20 protein-coding genes and 1 pseudogene are annotated in these 22,166 nt (G+C 65.6%); 13 read left to right on the top strand and 8 right to left on the bottom strand.

Annotation, left to right across the window (positions count from 1 at the left end; translation table 11 throughout):
• The first annotated feature begins 123 nt into the window (after window positions 1–123).
• The 12 genes and pseudogenes from recO (at window position 124) to purT (ending at window position 12,120) form a co-directional block, all read left to right on the top strand.
• Window positions 124–910: pseudogene (recO, locus tag CT3_RS17235) on the top strand (DNA repair protein RecO).
• Window positions 907–1,689 carry a pyridoxine 5'-phosphate synthase gene (locus CT3_RS17230; protein WP_066537447.1) on the top strand — a complete coding sequence of 261 codons (783 nt, stop codon included), beginning with the start codon at window positions 907–909 and terminating at the stop codon, window positions 1,687–1,689. Before recO ends, CT3_RS17230 begins: the two are co-directional and overlap by 4 nt.
• Before the next feature lie 81 nt (window positions 1,690–1,770).
• The gene (gene acpS / locus CT3_RS17225; protein WP_066537103.1) at window positions 1,771–2,166 is read left to right on the top strand and encodes a holo-ACP synthase; all 396 of its coding nucleotides are present in this window, start codon (window positions 1,771–1,773) and stop codon (window positions 2,164–2,166) included.
• Between the two features lie 87 nt (window positions 2,167–2,253).
• Window positions 2,254–3,354 (top strand): beta-N-acetylhexosaminidase, encoded by a 1,101-nt coding sequence (gene nagZ, locus CT3_RS17220; protein ID WP_066537100.1) that lies wholly within the window; start codon window positions 2,254–2,256, stop codon window positions 3,352–3,354.
• Between the two features lie 507 nt (window positions 3,355–3,861).
• A complete protein-coding gene (locus tag CT3_RS17215; RefSeq protein ID WP_066537090.1) occupies window positions 3,862–4,560 on the top strand; it encodes a gluconate 2-dehydrogenase subunit 3 family protein in 699 nt (232 codons plus the stop codon).
• 3 nt (window positions 4,561–4,563) lie between these two features.
• Window positions 4,564–6,333, top strand: a complete 1,770-nt coding sequence (locus CT3_RS17210) for a GMC family oxidoreductase (protein WP_066537088.1) — start codon at window positions 4,564–4,566, stop codon at window positions 6,331–6,333.
• A gap of 12 nt (window positions 6,334–6,345) precedes the next feature.
• The gene (locus tag CT3_RS17205) at window positions 6,346–7,725 is read left to right on the top strand and encodes a c-type cytochrome (RefSeq protein WP_066537086.1); all 1,380 of its coding nucleotides are present in this window, start codon (window positions 6,346–6,348) and stop codon (window positions 7,723–7,725) included.
• Between the two features lie 182 nt (window positions 7,726–7,907).
• A complete protein-coding gene (locus CT3_RS17200) occupies window positions 7,908–8,966 on the top strand; it encodes a 6-phosphofructokinase (RefSeq protein WP_066537084.1) in 1,059 nt (352 codons plus the stop codon).
• A 119-nt stretch (window positions 8,967–9,085) separates the two neighbouring features.
• Window positions 9,086–9,556, top strand: coding sequence for a hypothetical protein (locus CT3_RS17195; protein ID WP_066537082.1), 471 nt, complete (start codon window positions 9,086–9,088; stop codon window positions 9,554–9,556).
• Between the two features lie 89 nt (window positions 9,557–9,645).
• Window positions 9,646–10,314: a TenA family protein gene (locus tag CT3_RS17190; RefSeq protein ID WP_066537444.1), complete on the top strand. Its 669-nt coding sequence runs from the start codon at window positions 9,646–9,648 to the stop codon at window positions 10,312–10,314.
• Between the two features lie 120 nt (window positions 10,315–10,434).
• The gene (locus CT3_RS17185; RefSeq protein WP_066537081.1) at window positions 10,435–10,764 is read left to right on the top strand and encodes a DHCW motif cupin fold protein; all 330 of its coding nucleotides are present in this window, start codon (window positions 10,435–10,437) and stop codon (window positions 10,762–10,764) included.
• Between the two features lie 138 nt (window positions 10,765–10,902).
• The gene (gene purT, locus CT3_RS17180; RefSeq protein WP_066537079.1) at window positions 10,903–12,120 is read left to right on the top strand and encodes a formate-dependent phosphoribosylglycinamide formyltransferase; all 1,218 of its coding nucleotides are present in this window, start codon (window positions 10,903–10,905) and stop codon (window positions 12,118–12,120) included.
• 107 nt (window positions 12,121–12,227) lie between these two features.
• Here purT and CT3_RS17175 read toward each other — a convergent pair whose 3' ends face one another.
• From CT3_RS17175 to CT3_RS17155, 5 genes are all read right to left on the bottom strand, one after another.
• Window positions 12,228–14,234, bottom strand: a complete 2,007-nt coding sequence (locus CT3_RS17175) for a family 2A encapsulin nanocompartment cargo protein cysteine desulfurase (protein WP_370510784.1) — start codon at window positions 14,232–14,234, stop codon at window positions 12,228–12,230.
• A 106-nt stretch (window positions 14,235–14,340) separates the two neighbouring features.
• Complete coding sequence (locus CT3_RS17170) at window positions 14,341–15,279, bottom strand: family 2A encapsulin nanocompartment shell protein (protein ID WP_066537077.1); 939 nt, start codon at window positions 15,277–15,279, stop codon at window positions 14,341–14,343.
• 81 nt (window positions 15,280–15,360) lie between these two features.
• Entirely contained in the window at window positions 15,361–15,648 is a 288-nt protein-coding gene (locus CT3_RS17165) for a helix-turn-helix domain-containing protein (RefSeq protein ID WP_066537075.1), read from the bottom strand.
• A gap of 2 nt (window positions 15,649–15,650) precedes the next feature.
• Window positions 15,651–16,664 carry a serine O-acetyltransferase EpsC gene (gene epsC / locus CT3_RS17160; protein WP_083520440.1) on the bottom strand — a complete coding sequence of 338 codons (1,014 nt, stop codon included), beginning with the start codon at window positions 16,662–16,664 and terminating at the stop codon, window positions 15,651–15,653.
• Window positions 16,665–16,698: 34 nt separating this feature from the next.
• On the bottom strand, window positions 16,699–17,211 hold the full coding sequence (locus CT3_RS17155; RefSeq protein WP_083520451.1) for a rhodanese-like domain-containing protein: 513 nt from the start codon (window positions 17,209–17,211) through the stop codon (window positions 16,699–16,701).
• A 244-nt stretch (window positions 17,212–17,455) separates the two neighbouring features.
• Here CT3_RS17155 and ppk2 point away from each other — a divergent pair, with 244 nt between their 5' ends.
• Entirely contained in the window at window positions 17,456–18,376 is a 921-nt protein-coding gene (gene ppk2 / locus CT3_RS17150) for a polyphosphate kinase 2 (RefSeq protein WP_066537073.1), read from the top strand.
• A 122-nt stretch (window positions 18,377–18,498) separates the two neighbouring features.
• Here ppk2 and CT3_RS17145 read toward each other — a convergent pair whose 3' ends face one another.
• The 3 genes from CT3_RS17145 to lysS form a co-directional block, all read right to left on the bottom strand.
• Complete coding sequence (locus CT3_RS17145; protein ID WP_066537419.1) at window positions 18,499–19,149, bottom strand: mechanosensitive ion channel family protein; 651 nt, start codon at window positions 19,147–19,149, stop codon at window positions 18,499–18,501.
• Window positions 19,150–19,239: 90 nt separating this feature from the next.
• Window positions 19,240–20,280, bottom strand: coding sequence for a diguanylate cyclase domain-containing protein (locus CT3_RS17140; protein ID WP_066537072.1), 1,041 nt, complete (start codon window positions 20,278–20,280; stop codon window positions 19,240–19,242).
• A 115-nt stretch (window positions 20,281–20,395) separates the two neighbouring features.
• The gene (gene lysS, locus CT3_RS17135; RefSeq protein WP_066537062.1) at window positions 20,396–21,949 is read right to left on the bottom strand and encodes a lysine--tRNA ligase; all 1,554 of its coding nucleotides are present in this window, start codon (window positions 21,947–21,949) and stop codon (window positions 20,396–20,398) included.
• Window positions 21,950–22,166 lie beyond the last annotated feature (217 nt).

The following is a 22,166-nucleotide window of genomic DNA, read 5'->3' as shown; positions in this document are numbered from 1 at the left end:
TTGCGCCGTGCCAAGGGCTTGCGCCCGGCATCGGCCGCTGCACAGCGCGCTCTGCGACACTGTGAGGCTCTGTGACAGCCTTTCATTCCAAGGCCCTTCGGGGCCTTTTGTTTTCACCGCACCATGGCCACCAAAAGGGTTAGCGAAGAACCTGCCTTCATCCTGCACCAGTACGACTGGAGCGAATCCAGTCTGATCCTGGAATGCTTCACCCGCCACCGTGGGCGGGTGGCGCTGGTGGCCAAGGGGGTCAAACGCCACACCTCCAATTTCCGGCCGGTGCTGCTGGCGCTGCAGCCGCTGCGGCTGAACTGGACGCTGTCGGGCGACGGAGCAGCCGACATCCATGTGCTCAAAGGGGCGGAATGGGCCGGCGGCCATGTGCTGCCCATGGGCGACGGACTGATGACCGGCATGTACCTGAACGAGCTGCTGCTGCGTCTGCTGGCCCGCGAAGACCCGTACGCGCTGCTGTTCGACGCCTATGCCGCAGTCGTGCGCCTGCTGGCCGCAGCCTCGGCGCCGCGCCGCCAGGCCGGGGAGGGGGAGGCTGCCGTGGAGCCCGCACTGCGCGCGTTCGAGCTGCTGCTGCTGCGTGAGCTGGGTCTGCTGCCTGCGCTGGACAGCGAAACCCTGACTCTGCAGCCGCTGCAACCCGAGGCCCGCTATGCCCTGGCCGCCGAATCCGGCCTGCAAGCCACCACCAGCCCGCGTGGCAGCCTCCACGGAGCGCAGTGGCTGGCGCTGAATACCGCGCTGCAACAAAAAGACCCGATGACCGCCCTGGCACGCTGCTGCGAAGCCGTGGCCGCGCCGCTCAAGCCGCAGCTGCGGGCGCTGTTGCAATACCATTGCGGCAACCCCCCCGCTGCGCACCCGCCAGCTGATGTTGGATCTTCAATCGCTATGACCGCTTCTCCCGTTTCGTCCGGTGCCGTGCGCACCGCGCTGTCCGTCAACGTCAACAAGGTCGCGCTGGTGCGCAACACGCGCCACCTCGGCATTCCCAGCGTCACGCGTGCGGCACAGCTGTGCCTCGAGGCCGGTGCCCAGGGCATCACCATCCACCCGCGGCCGGACGAGCGGCATATTCGCGGCACGGATGTGTACGAACTGGCCGAGCTAATGCAGGCCTGGCCGCGGGCGGAGTTCAATATCGAAGGCAATCCCACGCAGAACCTGATGGACTTCATCCGGCAGGTGCGCCCGCATCAGGCCACCTTCGTGCCGGACAGCGAGGAGCAGTTCACCAGCGACCATGGCTGGACCTTTCCGCAGGATGCCGAGCGCCTGCGTCCGCTGATTGCCGAATGCAAAGCCCTGGGGGTGCGCGTGAGCCTGTTCATGGACCCGGTGCCCGAGCAGATGGCCGCAGCCCAGGCCGTGGGCGCGGACCGCGTGGAGCTGTACACCGAACCCTATGCCGCCTCCTGGGGAACGCCCCAGCATGCCGAGCAGCTGCGCATCTACGCGGCCGCCGCCCAGGCTGCGCTGGATGTGGGCCTGGGCATCAACGCCGGGCACGATCTGAACCGTGACAACCTGCCGGCCTTTGTGGCCCAGGTGCCGGGGGTGGCGGAGGTGTCGATCGGCCATGCACTGATCGCCGATGCGCTGGAGCTGGGCTATGCCGAGACTGTGCGTGGTTACCAGCGTGCCATCGATGCCGGCATGGCGGACCGGGCGTGAAGACGAGGGGCCACGCCGCCGCGCTGGCGGTCTGTGTGGCGGCCTCGGTGGCGAGGCATTGACTGTGCGGAGGGTTCTTTGATGATCTACGGCATTGGTACCGATATCTGTGACATCCGCCGCATCCGCGCCAGCCTGGAGCGGCACGGCGAGCGCTTTGCCCGCAAGGTGCTGAGCGACGCCGAAATCGCGACCTGGAAAAAGCGCAGCGAGCGCTGGCCGGACCGCGGCGTGCGTTACGTGGCCACGCGTTTTTCGGCCAAGGAGGCGTTCAGCAAGGCCATCGGCCTGGGCATGGTCATGCCCATGACCTGGCGCAGCTGCGAGATTGCCAACCTGCCCAGCGGCCAGCCCACGGTGGTGCTGCATGGCGCGCTCAAGGCCTGGTGCGAGGCCCGGGGCCTGCAGGCCCACATCTCCATGTCCGATGAATCGGAATACGCCACCAGCTACTGTGTGGTCGAAAAAAAGCCCTGAATGGATGGCCGCCCGTGCGCAACAGCAGCGCGGGCCGCGATCTGCACCGAAGTCTCTGACACCTTCACCCGTTTCCAAGGTATCTCCATGCGCTTGCACGCTCCTTTGATCATCGACATCGCCGGCACCTCGCTCTCCGACGCGGACCGCGCACGCCTGGCCCACCCGCTGGTGGGCGGCATCATTCTGTTCAAGCGCAACTGGGAAGACCGGGCGGCCCTGGTGCAGCTGTGTGCCGACATCAAGGCCGTGCAGCCGGACCTGCTGATCTGTGTGGACCACGAAGGCGGCCGCGTGCAGCGCTTTCGCACCGATGGTTTCACCCACATCCCTCCCATGCGCGCCCTGGGTGCAATGTGGATGGATGACGGCAAGGGCAGCAAGCACCGCGAAGGCAGCGGCGCCATGCGGGCCCTGAATGCCGCCACCGCGGCCGGCTATGTGCTGGGCAGCGAATTGCGCGCCTGTGGTGTGGATTTCAGCTTCACCCCGGTGCTGGACCTGGACTATGGCGAAAGCTCGGTCATCGGGGACCGCAGCTTCCACCGGGACCCGCGTGTGGTGGCGGCCCTGGCCAGGAGCCTGATGCACGGCCTGCTGCAGGCCGGCATGGGCAACTGCGGCAAACACTTTCCGGGCCACGGCTTTGTGAAGGCGGATTCGCATGTCGATATCCCCGTGGACCCGCGCAGCCTGAAAGCCATTCTGGACGAAGATGCTGCGCCGTACCCGTGGCTTTCCAGCGTGCTGACGGCCGTGATGCCCGCCCACGTGATCTACCCCAAGGTGGACAAGCGTCCGGCGGGTTTCAGCGAAAAATGGCTCAAGGACATTCTGCGCAGCCGCCTGCGCTATGACGGCGCGATCTTCAGCGACGACCTGAGCATGGAGGGTGCCCGGCGCCTGCACGGCAGCAGTGGCCCGCTGATCAGCTACACCGAAGCTGCGCTGTCCGCGCTGCAGGCGGGCTGCGACATGGTGCTGCTGTGCAATCAGAGCCTGGGCTTTGGCGAGCACGTGGACCAGTTGCTCGACGGCATGGATGCGGCGCTGCGCGATGGCCGCTGGGTGCCGGATGTGGATTCCGAATCGCGCCGCGTGTCGCTGCTGCCGGACACCGAGCCCCAGGCCTGGGACGATTTGATGCGCCAGCCCGCCTATCTGCAGGCGCTGGACCAGCTGCCCTGAACACCCGGCCCGACAGGGGCCCTGTATCCGCCGATCCGCTGCAAACCCTGGTTTGCAGCGGATTTTTTTATGCCTTGGATGCCGCCATCGTCCCGGTAGAACGGGACCGCCAGCTGCCATGCCACCCAGGGGCGGCAGGCGTGTTTGCAGGCGTGTGCGGGGTCATGATCGACCTCGTGACCGAGGGAGAAAACGTAAGCACAAGTCTTGGGTCTTATATCTAATGGAAAACCCCAGTATTTTTCTCCAATAAAAAACCACTGGTGGTTTGCAGTTGTGCGTGGCCTCTGAAACAAATGCTTGCCAGCGCTACTAGTATCGGAGCATTAAAACAACATGATCTCGCTCAAAGAAGCGGGAGTTATGTGTGCGCGCGCACCTTCGAAAGTGCATTTTTTGTGATGTAGATCTAACTTCTGCATTGCCAAAAAACCACGTTCGATGCAACGAAACACTTCCCACACACTGGCGTGTGGCGCGGTGTTGACACGATGTAGGAATAGAAAAATGTCTAACTTTTCCCCACCCAGCCGCCGATCTTTCCTGATGGCATCCGGTGCCGGTGTGGCACTGACGGGCGTCGCCATGACGTTCCATGCCAACTCCAAGGAAGCCCCCGTACCGCTGGACAAGTACCAGCCCGTGTACTTCAACGCAGAGGAGTGGGCTTTTGTGCTGGCTGCCACCGCACGCCTGATCCCCTCGGAAGGGGACGGCCCAGGTGCCATCGAAGCCCATGTGCCGGTGTTCATCGACCGCCAGCTGAAGGACTACTACGGCAATGCCGACATCTGGTACATGGAAGGCCCGCACGACCCGGCCGCCACGCCCGATCGCGGCTGGCAATCGCCGCTGACGCCGGCGCAGCTGTACCGCCAGGCCATCCCTGCCTTCAACGCAGCGTGCCAGGAACGCTTTGGCAAGGAATTCAAGAGCCTGACGGTCGAGCAGCAGAACGAAGCCCTGACCGCCCTGCAAAAGGGGGAGATCAAGCTGGCTCCCGAGCTGAGCTTTTTCTTCGCCACCCTGCTGGCCAACACCAAGGAAGGCTACTTCGCCGACCCCGTGCACGGCGGCAACCATGGCATGCAGGCCTGGAAGTACATCGGTTTCCCCGGTGCGCGTGCCAGCTACGCGGAATGGGTCGACCAGCACAACAAGAAGTACCCACTGGGACCGGTATCCATCAAGGGCGAAAGGGCTTAAACCATGGCACGCATTGAAAAGAAAAAAGACGTGGTCATCGTTGGCCTGGGCTGGACCGGCTCCATCGCCGGGATGGAACTGGCCGCCGAAGGGCTGGAGATCGTGGCGCTGGAGCGCGGCGGCGACCAGAACACGGTGCCCGAGTTCAAGTACCCCAACCAGATCGATGAACTCACCTACGGTGTGCGCCTGAAAAACATGCAGCACCCCCGTCAGCAGACGGTGACGGTGCGCCGCGACGACAACGAAGTCGCCTTGCCCTACCGCTCGATGGGCTCCTTCCTGCCCGCCAACGGCGTGGGCGGTGCCGGCACGCACTGGAACGGTCTGCTGTGGCGTCCGCAGGCGGAAGAAATCAAGCTGCGCACCTATGTGAAGGAGCGCTGGGGCGAGTCCATCATTCCGGAAGGCATGAACCTGATGGACTACCCCGTCAGCTATGACGAGCTGGAGCCTTTCTTCACCCAGTTTGACGAAGTGGCTGGTGTCTCCGGCAAGGCAGGCAACATCAAGGGCCAGATCCAGGCCGGCGGCAACCCGTTCGAAGGCTGGCGCTCCAAGGACTACCCCATGCCTGCGCTGCCATCGACCTACGATTCCAGCAAGTTCGAAGCCTGCGCCAAGAGCATGGGCCTGCACCCGTTCCCGGCACCGGCCGGCATCGCGTCCACGTCCTATGTGAACCCGTATGGCATGCAGATGGCGCCTTGCAATTTCTGCGGCTTCTGCGAGCGTTTCGGCTGCTACCAATACTCCAAGTCGTCGCCCCAGACGGCCGTGCTGGACGCCCTCAAGCGCAAGCCCAACTTCGAATACCGCACCCACTCTGAAGTGCTGCGCGTGGAAAGCTCGGCCGACGGCAAGACCGCCACCGGCGTGACATACTTCGACGCGGTCAAGCAGGAAGAAGTGTTCCAGCCTGCGGACCTGGTGATCCTGTCGTCCTACCAGCTGAACAACGTGCACCTGCTGCTGGTGTCCGGCATCGGCAAGCCCTACGACCCCAAGACCAATACCGGTGTGACGGGCAAGAACTACGCCTACCAGATGAATGGTGGCGTGACCCTGTTCTTCAAGGACGAAAGCTTCAACCCCTTCATCGGTCACGGCTCCAACGGCATGTGCATCGATGACTACGGCATCAACCAGAACGACTTCGGCAAGCTGGGTTTCATCGGCGGCGCCTACTGGCGTGTCGGCACCATGAATGGCCAGCCGATCCGCTCCATGCCGCTGCCCAAGGGCACGCCGGGTTGGGGTGCGGGCTGGAAGAAGGGCATTGGCGAGTGGTACGGCCACTCCATGTCGATCGGCACGCACGGTTCGCACATGTCCTACCGCAACAACCACCTGGACCTGGACCCGACCTACAAGGATCCGCATGGCCGTCCGTTGATGCGCATGACCTTCAACTGGCAGGAAAACGACATCAAGATGACCCAGTACCAGAAGGTCAAGGCCGAGGAGGTGGGCAACGCCCTGAAGCCGGATCTGATGCAGTCGGGGTTCAAGAACATCGGTGCCAAGTTCGACGTGCGTCCCTACCAGACCACGCACAACACCGGCGGCCACGTGATGTCCGAGAAGCCCACCGAAGGGGTGGTCAACCGCTACTGCCAGACCTGGGACAAGCACAACGTGTTCGTCTTCGGTGCCGGCAACTTTGTGCAGAACACCCAGTACAACCCCACCGGCATGGTCGGCGGTCTGGCTTACTGGACGCTGCATGCCATCCGTACCATGTACCTGAAGAACCCGCGTCCGTTGGTCTGAGGAGTGTCATCCATGAAAAAAATCCTCAGCATCCTGATTGCACTGATCGTCCTGGGTATCGTCGCTGCGCTGGCCCTGGCCTACGCGCCGTTCAAGCCCACCCCGGCCAACGAAACCCTGGCCGCCGACTGGAAGGCCGAGCCCGGCCGTGGTGAATATGTCATGCGTGCAGGCGACTGCATGGCCTGCCACACCGCCAATGGCGGCGAGTCCATGGCCGGTGGCCGTGGCATCGAAAGCCCGCTGGGCACCATCTGGTCGTCCAACATCACGCCCGACAAGGAAACCGGTATCGGTAACTGGACACTGGACCAGTTCCGCGCCGCCATGGTCGATGGCGTGGGTGGCCACGGTCAGCAGCTGTACCCGGCCATGCCGTACGAGAACTACCGTTTCATGACGGAAAGCGATCTGCGCGCCCTGTACGACTACATCCAGACCGAAGTGAAGCCCGTGAAGAACGAAGTGCAGGCCACCAGCCTGACCTTTCCGTTCAACATGCGCTTTGGCCTGCGTGCCTGGAACTGGCTGGCCCTGTCGGGTGAAGCCAAGTTCAAGCCCATGGCCGGTGACGAGCAGCAGATCCGCGGCCAGTACCTGGTCGAAGGTGCAGGCCACTGCGCCGCCTGCCACAGCCCGCGCACGACCTTCATGGCCCAGGACGGTACCCGCCTGAGCGATGCCAGCTTCCTGACCGGCGGCATGGTGGACGAGTGGACGGCACCTGCACTGCGCGGCAAGGATGCTCGCGTGCAGAAGTGGACGGCCGAAGAGATCGCCGCCTACCTGGCAACGGGCCGCAATGCACACGCGGTGGCCAATGGCGAGATGGCGCTGGTGGTCGAGCACTCGATGCAGTACATGACCGATGCCGACCTGAACGCCATGGCGGTGTTCCTGAAGAGCATGGACGGCCAGCCGGTGGAAGCCGTGCCTGCCAAGGTGGCCGCTGCCGGTCCCCGCAGCATGCCCGCACTGCCTGCTGACGAAGCCGGCAAGGCCACGGCCACGCTGCTGACGTCTGCATCGCCGGACATGCCGGTGGGCGCCCGTCTGTATCTCGACAACTGCGCAGCCTGCCACTTTGTGAGCGGCAAGGGTGCGCCCGAGATCTTCCCCGAGCTGCAAGGCAATGCCATGGTGCTGGGCAAGGACGCCAACCCGTTCGTGTCGGTGATCCTGAACGGTACGTCGGTGCCTTCGACCAGCCGCCGCCCCATGCACCTGGCCATGCAAGGCTATGCCGATCGCCTGACCGACGAAGAAGTGGCCCAGCTGGCCAGCTTCATCCGCAACGGCTGGGGCAACAAGGCTTCCAACGTCAGCGCGAGCGACGTCAGCAAGGTGCGCAAGCACACCCAGGCTGCGGCGGCTCCCGAACGCGCCCAGTAAGCCGCAAGGCGCGCACCCCGGCCCTTCACGGGCCGGACATGCCTCCCATCGAACCCAGCCGGACAGAGCGTCCGGCTGGGTTTTTTTATGCCGCAAGCGCCTGCCGGCGTGGGATGATTCCGTTTTGCACCGCTGCGTGGTTATGACGCCGCCCGGTGCGGTACAGAACAAGGAGTCTTTTCATGCGCGTTGGTGTGTTGACCGGTGGGGGCGATTGCCCGGGCCTGAATGCAGTGATCCGCGCGGTCACCAAGTCCCTGATCAACCATGGCCAGTGCGAGGTGCTGGGCATTGCCGACGGCTTTGAAGGTCTGATGGGCGAGGTGCCGCGCGTCAAGCCCCTGAGCTGGGATGAGGTCTCGGGCATTCTGCACATCGGCGGTACCATTCTGGGCACCAGCAACAGCGCCAACCCGCTGCGCGACGAAGCCACGCTGGCGCAGGTGGGGCGCAACGTCCAGACGCTGGGCCTGGACGTGGTGGTGGCCATCGGCGGCGACGGAACCATGAGCCTGGCCCACGGTCTGTCGCGCGTGGGCCTGCAGTGCGTGGGAGTGCCCAAGACCATCGACAACGACATTGCCCGCTGCGAGCGCAGCTTCGGCTTTGACACGGCCGTGGCCACGGTGACCGAAAGCCTGCGCCGCATCGAAAGCACTGCCAACAGCCACCACCGCGTGATGATTGTGGAGACCATGGGGCGCCATGCCGGCTGGCTGGCGCTGGAGTCCGGCATTGCCGGCGCGGCCGACGTCATCCTGCTGCCCGAGATCGACTACGACCTGCAGAGCATCATCCATGTCTGCCAGGAGCGCGAGCAACGCCAGCGCTACACCATCATCTGCATCGGCGAAGGCGCCAAGGAAAGCGGCCACAGCCTGACGGTGCGCGAACACATTGCCCACAGTCCCGATCCGGTGCGCCTGGGCGGCGTGGGCCATGTGCTGCGCGAACGCCTGCAGCCGCATCTCCAGAGCGAGGTGCGCACCACGGTGCTGGGCCATGTGCAGCGCGGTGGCGATCCCACCCCGTTCGACCGGGTGCTGGCCACCCAGTTCGGCCACCACGCCGCCCAACTGGTGCTGCAGGGCCAGTTCGGCCGCATGGTCACGCTGGAGCATGGAGCTATCGGCAGCGTGGCGATTTCCGAGGTCGCCAATACCCAGCGCAAGGTGCCACTGGACCATGGCCTGCTGCGCATGGCCCGGGATATCGGCATCTGCCTGGGCGAGTACTGCTGAGCGTCCGCCCGGTGCGCCGCGGCGCCGGGCTGATGCAGGCTTTTACACCGTGCGCAGCGGGCAGGGCGGCCAAAACGCGCTAAGGTGCGGGGCTGCTGAATTTGCAAGAAACACAAGCCATGGACCGACATGAAGAAGCCGTGATGCAACTGCTCACGGCCAACGGCGAAACCTTTGTGGCCCACCACTACGATGTGGCCGCCGGCTGGCAAAGCCCGGCCTTTGTGGCGCTGCGTCCCACCAAGCGCCAGCTGTATGTGGTGGAGGTCTCGGCCTCCGGATTCCCGCTGGGGCTGGTCAACAAGCTCAATGAACGCGTGGCCAAGTGGTACGCCCCGCTGCTGGAGCAGCTGCAGGGCCTGGGCGTGACCGATGCCGAATGGAGCATCAACACCCTGGTGTTTGTGCGCAGCGACCAGATCGCCTGGCTGCAGGAGCGCGTGCAGGACCTGGCCGGCGTGCATGTGCTGAGCCTGGAGCAGGCCAGCGCCAACTGGAACTGGGGCGATGCCGTGTGGTCCGGGGACTATGACTTTGCCAGTGGCGAAGTGCCCCAGCGTGGCAGCGGCAAGGCCGCACTGACACATTGACGCACTGAACCGCGCACTGACGATACGACCCTCCACCGCCTGGCGTGCCGCTGTTGCAGCGCACCCAGGTCAGCATCCCTATCGAGAGCATGAGCACCATTTCTTCCGGCTTTGCCGAACAACTGCGCCAGTCCAGCATCAGCGACTGGAACGCCTGCGTACAGCACCGTTTTGTCGACGAAATCTTTGCTGGCACGCTGGACGATGCCGTGCTGCGCCGCTACCTGGTGCAGGACTACCAGTTCATCAACCGCTTTGTGGCCTTGCTGGGCGCTGCCATTGCCAGTGCCGACCGGTTTGCGCCGCGTGTCACGCTGTCGCAGTTTGCGGCCATGATCACCAGCGACGAGAACACCTATTTCCTGCGCAGCTTCGACGCGTTGGGTGTGCCCGAGCCCGAGCGTCTGGCGCCGTCGCTCACGCCCCAGACCCAGGCCTTCCAGCAACTGATGCACGAAGCCGCGCAGAGCCTGAACTACGCCAACTGCATCGCCGTGCTGGCCGTGGCCGAAGGCCTGTACCTGGACTGGGCAGACCAGCCCGCCAAGCAGCAGCTGCCGCTGCCCGTGCGCTTCGAGCATGCGGAGTGGATCACCTTGCACGCCAATGACTTCTTCCGCGGCTTCGTGGCCTGGCTGCGCAGCGAGCTGGACCGGGTCGGTCCGGCGCTGAGCGACGCGGCCCGTGCCGAGGCCGCTGGCTATTTCCAGCGTGCCGTGCAGCTGGAGCGGCAATTCTTCGACCATGTCTATGCCTAGGCCTGGAGCCGCAGTGTCTGCACCATCGCCGGCGGACATGGGGCGCATGCACAAGCCCTGCGGCCCACTGCAGCAGCCTGCATAGAGAATGGCTGTGCATTTTCCCAGGAGCACTTTCCCATGCAGATGAACGACATCCCCTTTGGCACCACCGACTGGTCGCAGGTGGAACCCACGGCCCATCCGGGCGAACAGGGCACGGCCTGGTGGCGCACCCGCCAGTTTGGGGCGCTGCGGGTGCGCATGGTGGAGTACACGCCGGGCTACCTGGCCGACCACTGGTGCAGCAAGGGCCATATCCTGCTGTGCCTGGAGGGGGAGTTGCACACCGAACTGGACGATGGCCGCCACGTGGTGCTGCGCCCGGGCATGAGCTACCAGGTGGCCGACCAGGCGGAAGCGCACCGTTCTTCGGCGCCCACTGGCGCCAAGCTGTTCATCGTGGACTGAGCGACAGGGGCAGGCGGGGCACAACCCGTTCGGCGGCCAGGGCCGGCCGCCAGCCACTATGATTCCGCCTGTGCGGCGGAGCCTTCCGCCATGTAAAACGATAGCGGGCTACGCCCGCTGGCTGGACGGAAAGCGCCTATGACCACCCTCGGAACCCCTCTCACCCCCCACGCCACCAAAGTCATGCTGCTGGGCAGCGGCGAGCTGGGCAAGGAAGTGCTGATTGCCTTGCAGCGCCTGGGCGTGGAGACCATAGCGGTCGACCGCTACGACAACGCCCCCGGCCAGCAGGTGGCCCACCATGCGCGCACCATCACCATGAGCGATCCGGCGCAGCTCAAGGCCTTGATCGAGGCCGAAAAGCCCGATCTGGTGGTGCCCGAGATCGAAGCCATTGCCACCCCCATGCTGGAAGAGCTGGAAGCCGCCGGCGTGGTCACTGTCATTCCCACGGCGCGCGCCACGCGCCTGACCATGGACCGCGAAGGCATACGCCGCCTGGCGGCCGAAACCCTGGGCCTGCCCACCAGTCCCTACCGCTTCTGCGATTCCCAGGACGAGCTGCAGGCCGCCATCGACGGCAGCGACGGTCAGCCCGCGATCGGCTACCCCTGCGTGGTCAAGCCGGTGATGAGCAGCTCCGGCAAGGGCCAGAGCAAGATCGACGGCCCCGCCGATGTGCAGAAAGCCTGGGACTACGCGATGGCCGGCGGCCGCGTGGCCAAGGGCCGCGTGATCGTTGAAGGCTTCATCGACTTCGACTACGAAATCACCCAGCTGACGGTGCGCGCTAAGGGTGCGGATGGCCAGGTCCAGACCCATTTCTGCGACCCAGTCGGCCATATCCAGCAAGCGGGCGACTATGTGGAAAGCTGGCAGCCCCATCCCATGTCCGCCATGGCCCAGGCGAAGTCGCAGCAGATTGCCAAGGCAGTGACCGACAACCTGGGCGGCCTGGGCCTGTTCGGCGTGGAACTGTTCGTCAAGGGCGAGCAGGTGTGGTTCAGCGAAGTCTCGCCGCGCCCGCACGATACGGGGCTGGTCACGCTGGCCACCCAGTGGCAGAGCGAGTTCGAGCTGCATGCCCGTGCCATCCTGGGCTTGCCGGTGGACACCAGCCTGCGCAACCCCGGTGCCAGCGCCGTGATCTACGGCGGCCAGGATGCCCAGGGCCTGGTGTTCGACGGCGTGGACGAAGCGCTGGCGATTCCCGGCACCGATCTGCGCCTGTTTGGCAAGCCTGAAAGCTTTGTGAAGCGCCGCATGGGCGTGGCCCTGGCGCGGGCTGCCGATGTGGAGCAGGCCCGTGTGACAGCCAAGCTGGCTGCCAGCAAGGTCAAGCCGCGCAAGCCCTGAGCGGCCTTGACAGCGGCCGCTTCGGCGCAGGAGAGCAGCGCTGAAGTACCCCACAAAAAAAGCCACGGCACCGCAAGGCGCCGTGGCTTTTTTGACGCCGGCAGCCTTCAGCGGCGCTGGCTGGCCAGGCGCCGCACGATGGCGACCAGCTGGTCGATTTCCTCGAAGGTGTTGTAGAAGGCCAGCGACGGGCGCACCGCCGTTTCCACGCCGAAGCGGCGCAGAATCGGTTGGGCGCAGTGGTGGCCCGTGCGCACGGCGATGCCTTCGGCATTCAGCGCCTTGCCCACCTCGTCGGTCGTATAGCCTTCCAGCGTGAACGACAGCACGCTGGCCTTGCCGGGCACGGTGCCGATCAGGCGCAGGCCGGCAATCGTGGCCAGTTGCTGCATGCCGTAGTCCACCAGCGCGTGCTCGTAGCGGCTGATGTTCTCGATGCCGATGCGCTCCACATATTCCAGCGCTGCTCCCAGGCCCACGGCGTCGGCAATGTTGCCGGTGCCCGCCTCGAAGGTATTGGGCAGCGGCTGGAACACCGTCTTCTCGAAGCTCACGTCGGCAATCATGTTGCCGCCGCCCTGCCAGGGCGGCATGGCTTCCAGCACGGCGCGGCGCCCCCAGAGGGCACCGATGCCGGTGGGGGCAAAGATCTTGTGGCCCGAAAAGACAAAGAAGTCCGCCCCGATGTCCTGCACATTGACCGGCGTGTGGGCGATGGACTGGGCACCATCCACCAGCGTGGTGATGCCGCGCGCCCGGGCGCGGGCCACCACTTCCTTGACCGGCACCATGGTGCCCAGCACATTGGACACATGGCCAATGGCGACGATCTTGGTGCGGTCGTTCAGCAGCTTGTCGTATTCGTCGAGGCGGATCTGCCCCTGGTCATCGACCGGAATCACGCGCAGCCTGGCACCCCTGGCCTGTGCCAGTTGCTGCCAGGGCACGATGTTGGCGTGGTGCTCCAGGTGGCTGACGATGATTTCATCACCCGCTCCCACGTTCTGCCCGCCCCAGGCCTTGGCCACCAGGTTGATGGCTTCGGTGGTGCCGCGCACGAAGATGACTTCGTTCACATCGGGCGCGTGGATGAAGCGGCGCACCACTTCACGGGCGTGTTCGTAGGCGTCCGTGGCGCGGGCCGCCAGCGTGTGGGCGGCGCGGTGGATGTTGGAGTTCTCGTGCGCGTAGAAGTGCGCAATGCGCTCGATCACCTGGCGCGGCTTGTGGGTGGTGGCGGCGTTGTCCAGCCAGACCAGCGGCTTGCCGTTGATGCGCTCGGCCAGGATGGGAAAGTCGCGGCGCACGGCCTGCACATCGAAGCCGGGATGGCGGTCGGCCTGTGCCAGCGGCGTGCTGGCGGCCTGCCCGTGGGGATGGGGCTTGGCCGGGGTGACAAAACCGCTGGGCAGGGCGACCGCATCCACAAAGTAGAACTGCGGGGCGGCGGCATCGGTGCTGCCGGGCAGCGCGGCCGCAGGCGCAGCGGGCGCTGCCAGCAGGCCGGAGGGGATGGCGGGAACGAATGGGGTACCCGGTGCCGTGCCCTGGCTGCCCAGTGCGGTCACCGCCTGCTGGCTCAGTGCATCCAGTCCGGGATGGGGGGCGTGCGGCGGCGCAACGCCCGCAGCGTCCACGGGGGCGGGCCGCTGCGTGGAGGCCGCTGCGGCCGCGGCCTGGGGCACGCCATCGGTGGCGCTGGCCAGGCGGGGTTCGTAGGCGGGCAGGGCGGTGAATGCCTGGTCGGGCACGCCGTTGCCGGCGGCCGCATGCGGGCGGGCCGTTGCGGCGCGGTGGCCCAGGGCCAGCACGGTGCCGGGGTTGCTGGGCAGCACATTGGCCCCCGGGATCTGTCCTTGCGGGAAGGGCGTTCCGGGCACATTGGGCGCCAGGCCCGCCGGGCTGGCCAGGGGGGAGCCGCCTGGGGCCCAGGTGGTGGGGGGCTGGGCGCCCTGGGGGGCGGCGCTGCCGGGCAGGCTGCGGAACAAGGCCGTCGCCAGCTGGGCCAGCGCGCCGGTGTCCAGGGGCGCAGCCGGGGTGGAAGGAATCGGGGGCGCCAGCGGGGCGGCTTGTGCGGCGGCCGGGGTGGGCGCTTGCGCGGTGGTGGTGCTCAAAACCGCATCTCCTGTGGTGCGCGATGTCGAAAAGGGGCTGCTTGTGCTTTGGGGATGTGCGCTGCGTGGGGATGGTCAACCACCCCGGCGCAGCGCAGAGCGGGACTTACTTGTAGGTGTCCAGCACCGAGTAGTCGTGGTACTTGTTGATTTCCACGTCGTCCAGCACGGCCACGGCGTCGGGGGTGAGCACGGCCAGCGAGCAGTACAGCGAGATCAGGTAGCTGGCGATGGCGTGGTTGTTGATGCCCATGAAGCGCACCGACAGGCCCGGGCTCTGTTCGCCGGGCAGACCGGGCTGGAACAGGCCTACCACGCCCTGGCGACGGTCGCCCACGCGCAGCAGCAGGATCTTGCTCTTGCCATCGGCCACCGGCACCTTGTCCGAAGGGATCAGCGGCACGCCGCGCCAGGTAATGAACTGGCTGCCGAACAGGCTGACAGTGGGCGGAGGCGTGCCACGGCGCGTGGCTTCACGGCCGAAGGCGGCAATGGTCAGCGGGTGGGCCAGGAAGAAGGCGGGCTCCTTCCAGACCTTGGTCAGCAGCTCGTCCAGGTCATCGGGGGTGGGGGCGCCGGTCAGCGGGAAGATGCGCTGCTCGTCGCTCACCTGGGACAGCAGGCCGTAGTCGGGGTTGTTGATCAGCTCGCTTTCCTGGTTTTCCTTGATGGTCTCGATCGTCAGGCGCAGCTGTTCCTTGATCTGGTCGTGCGGGCTGCTGTAGAGGTCGGAGATGCGGGTGTGCACATCCAGCACGGTGGAGACTGCGTTCAGGAAGTACTCGCGCGGCTTGGCGTCGTAGTCCACATAGGTGCGCGGCAGCTGGTTCTCGTGCTGCTTGGCGGTGCAGGTGACCTTGATGTCCTCCGGGTTCTGGACCTGGTTCACGCGGTAGATGCCGGCCTCCACCGGCACCCATTGCAGCAGATGGGTCAGCCAGCGCGGCGTGATCGTGGCCAGCTGCGGTGCGGTCTTGGTGGCATTGGCAAGCTGGCGGGCTGCGTTGTCGCCCAGGGCGGTGGTACCGCCGACGGTTGCTGTCATGGAAAAAGGCTCCTGGTGGAATCGGTGGTGGGAAATGCGGGAAAACAGTCTTCGCCAGTGTTCAATGCCGCCGATCGGGCTTCAACCGGCTATCGCCGCCAAGCGCGTCGCCAGGTGCTGGCGCTGGCTTTCACGCTGCAGGCGTATGCGTTCGGCATGCGCCAGCAGGTCGGCTGTGCCCAGGTGCAGGGCCTGGGCCAGTTTGTGCAACGTGATCAGCGAGGGCGCCACCTGGCCGCGCTCGATCTCGCCCACATAGGAGCGGTTCAGATCGGACTGTGCGGCCAGGTGCTCCTGCGACCAGCCATGCCCTTCGCGCAGCTGGCGCACGGCCAGTCCGAAGTCCTGGACCAAGTGTTGCGCGGGCATGTTCAGGCGGCCACGCGGGCGGTGCGTTCCGGGGCCGGAGCGGACAGCACCGGGGGTGTGGCGGGCGCCACCGCCGCAGCTTCGGACTGCTCCACCGGCTGCTCCGCCGGTTGCTCGGCCTGGCGCAGGCTGGCCTGGCTGACATGGGTGCCGGCGGGCACGTCGTCGGTGATCCAGACGTTGCCGCCGATGACCGCGCCTTTGCCAATGGTCACCCGCCCCAGGATGGTGGCGCCAGCGTAGATCACCACGTCATCCTCCACGATGGGGTGGCGTGCCCAGCCTTTTTGCAGATGGCCCTGGGCATCCTTGGGAAAGCGCTTGGCGCCCAGTGTCACGGCCTGGTAGATGCGCACGTTCTGGCCGATGACGGCGGTTTCGCCAATCACGACACCGGTGCCGTGGTCGATGAAGAAGCCGGGGCCGATCTGTGCGCCGGGGTGGATGTCGATGCCCGTCTGCCCATGGGCCAGCTCGGCCATGATGCGGCCCAGCAGCGGCAGCTCCAGCCGGTAGAAGGCGTGGGCGATGCGGTGGTGGATCAGCGCCAGCACGCCGGGGTAGCTCAGCACCACCTCGTCCACGCTGCGCGCAGCGGGGTCGCCATGGAAGGCCGCCAGCACATCGATGTCCAGCAACTGGCGCAACAGGGGCAACTGCTGGGCAAAGGCCTGGACTGCGCGCTGGGCCTGGGCCGCCTGGCCGGAGGGATCCGGCACGCTCACTCCCGCGCTGCGGTGGCGGTAGTGCAGCTCGATCTGGGCCTGGGTCTGCAGCAGCTGCAGCGCCGTGTTCAGGGTGTGGCCCACATAGAAATCTTCGCTGGCGTGGCGCAGGTCGGACGGCCCCAGGCGCTGCGGGTAGAGCACGCCTTTGAGGCCTTCCACGGCCTGGGCAATGGCGTCCCGCGACGGGAATTCGCGGTGTCCGGATTCCGTGCGGTTCTGCTGTTCTCGCCAATGGTCGCGGACCTGGCGCAGCTGCGTGACGATGGGGGCAATGTCGAAAGAGCTCATGGTGGCAATCGCAATCCGGTAAAGAGGAGAGGGGTCAGTCCTGGACCCAGGGCAGGCCGTAAAAGCGCCAACCATTGAAGTGGCCGCGTTGCTGCTGTGTGTCGTGGTCGCCCTCAAAGCCTTCGCTGACATTGAAGACATGGGGCAGGCCGGCCTTGGCTGCTTCCTGGGCGGCCAGGGCGGAGCGTTTGCCGCTGCGACACAACAGCAGCACAGGCAGCGGTTGTGGCTGTTTGGCGTGCAGCGCGGCCAGTTCGCGGGCAAAGCGGGGGTTGCGTGTCAGCGCCGTGCCGCTGGCCCAGGCCACATGGGCACTGCCCGGCACTTGGCCGACAAACTTGCGTTCTTCGGCGCTGCGCACGTCCACCAGCAGGGCCAGGCCTTGCTGCACCAGCTGCCAGGCTTGGAGCGGGGCCACGCTGCCGGCGTAGGCCAGGCCTTGTTCCTGGGCCTGCGCCAGGGCCTGCTGCAGCACGGCAGGCAGCTGCGGGCGCTGGGCGGCGGCGGTGGAGGCGGTGGTCTCGGCGGCGGTAGCGGTGTAAGTCATGGCGTGGTCTTTCGGTGCAATCCATCGCAGGAAGATGGCGATAGACAGCATCTTGCGAGCCGCCGGCGTGACATCCAACGAACAAAAATGGATGTGCTTGTGCGCAAAACGATGAAGCAACACAGCGATGCCGGCCTCCGGTGGCGGCCGACGGGCGGGCTGAACGCGGCTGTCATCAAACCGTCGCACGGGGCGCGTAGCCTGTGTGGCAGATGCCACAACCGGCAAAGCAAGAAGGTGTGCGATGAATTGGGACAACCGTGAAGAGCTGGTGCGCCGTATCGAGAGCGACCTGCTGGACAGCCTGGACGAAGAGCTGGAGCTGGAAATCGAAGACCGTACCGGGGTGCTCGGCGCCGTACCGGGCGCGGCAGAAGTTGCACCGGAAAGCCATGCCCAGCGCGTGGCGTATTTCAAGGAGCTGTTCCGGTTGCAGGCCGAGCTGGTCAAACTGCAGGACTGGGTGGCGTCCACCAAACAGAAGGCCGTGATCCTGTTCGAGGGGCGGGATGCCGCCGGCAAGGGCGGCGTGATCAAGCGCATCACCCAGCGCCTGAATCCGCGCGTGTGTCGCGTGGTGGCGCTGCCGGCCCCGAACGACCGCGAACGCACGCAGTGGTACTTTCAGCGCTATGCCGCCCACCTGCCGGCCGCCGGGGAGATGGTGCTGTTTGACCGCAGCTGGTACAACCGCGCCGGGGTGGAACGGGTGATGGGTTTCTGTTCGGACGAGGAGTACGACGAGTTCTTCCGCTCCGTGCCCGAGTTCGAGCGCATGCTGGCGCGCTCCGGCATCCGCGTGATCAAGTACTGGTTCTCCATCACCGACGAAGAGCAGCACCTGCGCTTTCTGGGGCGCATCCACGACCCGCTCAAGCAGTGGAAGCTCTCGCCCATGGACCTGGAGTCCCGCCGCCGCTGGGAGGACTACACCCGTGCCAAGGAAGTGATGATGGAACACACCCACATCCCCGAAGCACCGTGGTGGGTGGTGCCGGCCGACAACAAGAAGCAGGCGCGGCTGAACTGCATACGGCATTTGCTGTCGCAGTTCCCCTACAGCGAGGTGCCACGCCCTGAAGTGGAGCTGCCCGCGCGCGTGCGCCATGCGGACTACCTGCGCAACCCGGTGCCGGAAAGCATGATCGTGCCCCAGCTGTACTGAGCGCTGCCCATACCGCGCCGCAGGCGCCACCAGGCGGTCGGGCTCGGGTCCATGCCGCCCCTGCGGATCAAAAAAAGCCCTGGTGCAATGCAGCAGGGCTTTTTGTCTGGAGGGCGCGGTGCTTACGGGAAGGTCGCGCTCTTGGGGGCGGGAGCAGGCTCCGATGCACCGGGGGCCGGCGGGGCCGGGTGCTGCAGCTTTTCGGGCGGCAGCTCGGTGCCGGCGCGCCAGCGGCGCACCACGCGCTGGAAGATCAGTGCATTCGGAATCTGCAGCAGCGTGCCGGCCACCGGGGCGGTGGCGTCTTCCAGCGTGGTGTAGAGCAGGTTGATGTCCACCACCTTGCCCAGGGCGCCGGGCTTTTCGGCCGTGTCCAGCAGCTCGATGTGATCGCCCACGCGAAACGGCCCCACGGTGAAGATCAGGAAGGCGCAGAACAGGTTGGACAGCACGCTCCACGCTGCAAAAAACGCCACGGCGCCCACGGTCGCAAAGCCGGTGAAGGCCGTCCACAGCACGCTGGCAGAGACCCCCAGGCGCTCCAGCACCAGCAGCAGCGCGCTGATGATGATCAGCCAGCGCACCACGGTGTGGATGGGCATCAGCAGCTCGTGCGGGAACTGGTAGTGGTCGCTGGCGCGCACGATCAGCCGTTTGAGCAGGCGGTGCAGCAGCCAGGCGACCACGATGATCAGCACCATCTGGAGCAGGGGAACCACGACATCCAGCCAGTCCGTCACCCAGGCGGGCAAATGGGTCTGGAGGCTCTTCATGCGTTGCAGCAGGGTCACGGGAACAAAACTTTCTATCCAAAAAAACAGGGCACCGCCGTGGTGCCCTGGTCGGTGTGGCGCAGGCCGGGTTCAGACCCGGCGTTGCTCAATGGTATCCATCTGCATCTCGAAACTGAAAAACCGGTCGCGGCCCTGGGCTTTGGCCGCGTACAGCGCTTCGTCGGCGCGCATCACCATGCTCTCGGCGCTGGTGCCTTCGTCGGGAATGCAGGTGGTGATGCCGCCGGACAGCGACAGCACGGCGCCGTTGGGCGAATCCGGATGGGGGATGGCGCGGCTGCGCAGCATGCTGCCCAGCGCACGGGCAAACGTCATGGCGCCGGAGCGCGGCGTGTTGGGCAGAATCATCGCAAACTCCTCCCCACCGTAGCGCGAGGCCACGTCGCGCGGGCGCACGCAGACCTCCTTGAGCAGCCGGCCCACGGCGCGCAGGCAGTCATCGCCCTGCACATGGCCTGCGGCGTCATTGAAGCGCTTGAAATGGTCCAGGTCGCACAGCATCAGTGTCAGCGGTTGCTGCTCGCGGCGGGCGGCATCGATCTCGGAGTGCAGGATGCGGTCGAAGCCGCGGCGGTTGACCAGCCCGGTCAGGGAGTCGACCTCCACCATCTCGTTGAGGCGCTGGTTGGCCAGGTGCAGCTCGGCCGACAGGCTGACCAGGCGGCGGCGCATGTCCAGCAGGCGCCGCATGGCACGCAGCTTGGCGATCAGCACTATGGGCTTGACGGGCTTGATCAGATAGTCGTCACCACCGGATTCAATGCCGCGCCAGATGTCCAGGTCGTTGTCCAGGCCCGACAGGAAAATGATGGGCGTCCAGTCGCCCACTTCGGCCTCGCGCAGCTGCTGGGCGACCCAGTAGCCGTCGTGCGTGGGCAGGCGGATGTCCAGCAGCACCAGGTCCGGGCGGCGCATCTTGAACATCTGCACGGCAGACGGTGCGTCCACGGCTTCCATCACCTCGGTGACGCCTGCGTGGCGCAGTTCGGTGATCAGGGAATGGCGCACCGAGGCCTGATCGTCCACCACCAGCACGGTGAAGCTGTTGGACAAGGGGGGCGAAGCGTCCGGATGGGGCGCTGCGGCATTCAATGCAGGGGATGCATGCATTCGGCAGTCCTGTCTCTCCAAAAAAGCGGCGCCACCACGCACAAAGGGCCGCGATGTGCGGCCCAGTGTAGTGGTTGGTTACGAAGGCAGCCATCGCGGGCCGCCGAACGTGGTTTTATCCGGCGTTCTGTTCGCGGCGCAGGGCAGGGAACAGAATGATGTCACGAATGCTGGCGCTGTCTGTGAGCAGCATCATGAAACGGTCAATCCCGATGCCGCAGCCGCCGGTGGGGGGCATGCCGTATTCCAGGGCGCGCACAAAGTCGTGGTCGAAGTACATGGCTTCGTCGTCACCGCCGTCCTTGGCATCCACCTGGGCGTTGAAGCGGGCGGCCTGGTCTTCGGCGTCGTTCAGCTCGGAGAAGCCGTTGCCGAATTCACGGCCGGTGATGTAGAGCTCGAAGCGCTCGGTCACCTCGGGGCGGTCGTCGTTGGCACGGGCCAGCGGCGAAATCTCGGTGGGGTGCTCCATGATGAAGGTGGGGTTCCACAGTTTCTCTTCGACCACTTCTTCGAAGTACAGCACCTGCAGGCTGGCCAGGGAGCGGGTGGACAGCTTGTCCTTGTCTTCCTTCATGCCCAGCTTCTTCAGGGCATTGGTCAGCCACTCGCGGTTGCCCACGTTCTCGCCGGCATCGGTGTACTTGACGATGGCTTCCGGGATGGTCAGGCGCTCGAACGGCGCGGCCAGGTCCACCGGCTTGCCGCCGTAGGTCAGCTGCAGCGTGCCCACGGCCTTGGTGGCGGTGTCGCGCACCAGGGCTTCGGTGTAGTCCATGATGTCGCGGTAGTTCCAGTAGGCCGCGTAGAACTCCATCATGGTGAACTCGGGGTTGTGGCGCACCGAGATGCCTTCGTTGCGGAAGTTGCGGTTGATCTCGAACACGCGCTCGAAACCACCGACCACCAGGCGCTTGAGGTAGAGCTCCGGCGCAATGCGCAGGTACATCTCCTGGTCGAGCGCGTTGTGGTGGGTGATGAACGGCTTGGCATTGGCACCACCAGGGATGGGGTGCAGCATGGGGGTTTCGACTTCCAGGAAGCCGTTTTGCACCATGAAGTCGCGCATGCCGGAGACGGCCTTGCTGCGGGCCACAAAACGCTTGCGGGCGTCTTCGTCCATCATCAGGTCGACGTAGCGCTGGCGGTACTTCTGTTCCTGGTCGGCCATGCCGTGGAACTTGTCGGGCATGGGGCGCAGGCTCTTGGTCAGCAGGCGGATGCGGGTGGCCTTGATCGACAGTTCGCCGGTCTTGGTCTTCATCAGCACGCCTTCGGCACCGATGATGTCGCCCAGGTCCCACTTCTTGAAGTCGGCATAGACCTCTTCGCCCACGGCGTCGCGGGTCACATAGATCTGGATGCGGCCGGTGGCGTCCTGGATGGTGGCAAAGCTGGCCTTGCCCATCACGCGCTTGAGCATCATGCGGCCGCCCACGCTGACGGTGGCGGCAGCGGCGTCCAGGGCTTCGGCTTCCTGGCCGGCGTGCGCCGCAATCAGGTCGGCAGCGCGGTCGGCAGGCTTGAAGTCATTGGGGAATGCCACACCACCCTGGGCCTTGACCTGCTCGCGCAGGGCCTTGAGTTTTTCGCGGCGTTCGGCGATGAGCTTGTTTTCGTCCTGGGGAGCGGCAACTTCTGCCGCAGCGGTGTGGGTGGTGTCAGACATGGAGGTGCGCAGCCCGCAGGCCGTTGTTGCAAATACCAAAACCCTGCATTCTAGTTTTTTTGCCTCTGAATGTGGGTAAGTGCGGTAATGGCGCACCGCCAGGGCGGCTGCGGCGAGCTGGCGCGCGGTGGGCCGGGGCAACGACCGCAGTGAGCCCAGGGGGCTGGAAGAGGACGGCCCGCGGACCGCGGGCGCGGGAATGGACAGAGGGGTGACG

It is taken from the genome of Comamonas terrigena NBRC 13299 (assembly GCF_006740045.1).
GTDB classification, from domain to species: Bacteria; Pseudomonadota; Gammaproteobacteria; order Burkholderiales; family Burkholderiaceae_C; genus Comamonas; species Comamonas terrigena.
Note: the sequence above shows the minus strand (reverse complement) of the source record. Positions and strands in the feature narration are given on the sequence as shown.

Bases quoted from the DNA above. Each gene is read 5' to 3' on its own strand.
- CT3_RS17230 (WP_066537447.1), top strand. From the start codon at position 907: ATGACCGCTTCTCCCGTTTCGTCCGGTGCCGTGCGCACCGCGCTGTCC.
- acpS (WP_066537103.1), top strand. From the start codon at position 1,771: ATGATCTACGGCATTGGTACCGATATCTGTGACATCCGCCGCATCCGC.
- nagZ (WP_066537100.1), top strand. From the start codon at position 2,254: ATGCGCTTGCACGCTCCTTTGATCATCGACATCGCCGGCACCTCGCTC.
- CT3_RS17215 (WP_066537090.1), top strand. From the start codon at position 3,862: ATGTCTAACTTTTCCCCACCCAGCCGCCGATCTTTCCTGATGGCATCC.
- CT3_RS17210 (WP_066537088.1), top strand. From the start codon at position 4,564: ATGGCACGCATTGAAAAGAAAAAAGACGTGGTCATCGTTGGCCTGGGC.
- CT3_RS17205 (WP_066537086.1), top strand. From the start codon at position 6,346: ATGAAAAAAATCCTCAGCATCCTGATTGCACTGATCGTCCTGGGTATC.
- CT3_RS17200 (WP_066537084.1), top strand. From the start codon at position 7,908: ATGCGCGTTGGTGTGTTGACCGGTGGGGGCGATTGCCCGGGCCTGAAT.
- CT3_RS17195 (WP_066537082.1), top strand. From the start codon at position 9,086: ATGGACCGACATGAAGAAGCCGTGATGCAACTGCTCACGGCCAACGGC.
- CT3_RS17190 (WP_066537444.1), top strand. From the start codon at position 9,646: ATGAGCACCATTTCTTCCGGCTTTGCCGAACAACTGCGCCAGTCCAGC.
- CT3_RS17185 (WP_066537081.1), top strand. From the start codon at position 10,435: ATGCAGATGAACGACATCCCCTTTGGCACCACCGACTGGTCGCAGGTG.
- purT (WP_066537079.1), top strand. From the start codon at position 10,903: ATGACCACCCTCGGAACCCCTCTCACCCCCCACGCCACCAAAGTCATG.
- CT3_RS17170 (WP_066537077.1), bottom strand. From the start codon at position 15,279: ATGACAGCAACCGTCGGCGGTACCACCGCCCTGGGCGACAACGCAGCC.
- CT3_RS17165 (WP_066537075.1), bottom strand. From the start codon at position 15,648: ATGCCCGCGCAACACTTGGTCCAGGACTTCGGACTGGCCGTGCGCCAG.
- epsC (WP_083520440.1), bottom strand. From the start codon at position 16,664: ATGAGCTCTTTCGACATTGCCCCCATCGTCACGCAGCTGCGCCAGGTC.
- CT3_RS17155 (WP_083520451.1), bottom strand. From the start codon at position 17,211: ATGACTTACACCGCTACCGCCGCCGAGACCACCGCCTCCACCGCCGCC.
- ppk2 (WP_066537073.1), top strand. From the start codon at position 17,456: ATGAATTGGGACAACCGTGAAGAGCTGGTGCGCCGTATCGAGAGCGAC.
- CT3_RS17145 (WP_066537419.1), bottom strand. From the start codon at position 19,149: ATGAAGAGCCTCCAGACCCATTTGCCCGCCTGGGTGACGGACTGGCTG.
- CT3_RS17140 (WP_066537072.1), bottom strand. From the start codon at position 20,280: ATGCATGCATCCCCTGCATTGAATGCCGCAGCGCCCCATCCGGACGCT.
- lysS (WP_066537062.1), bottom strand. From the start codon at position 21,949: ATGTCTGACACCACCCACACCGCTGCGGCAGAAGTTGCCGCTCCCCAG.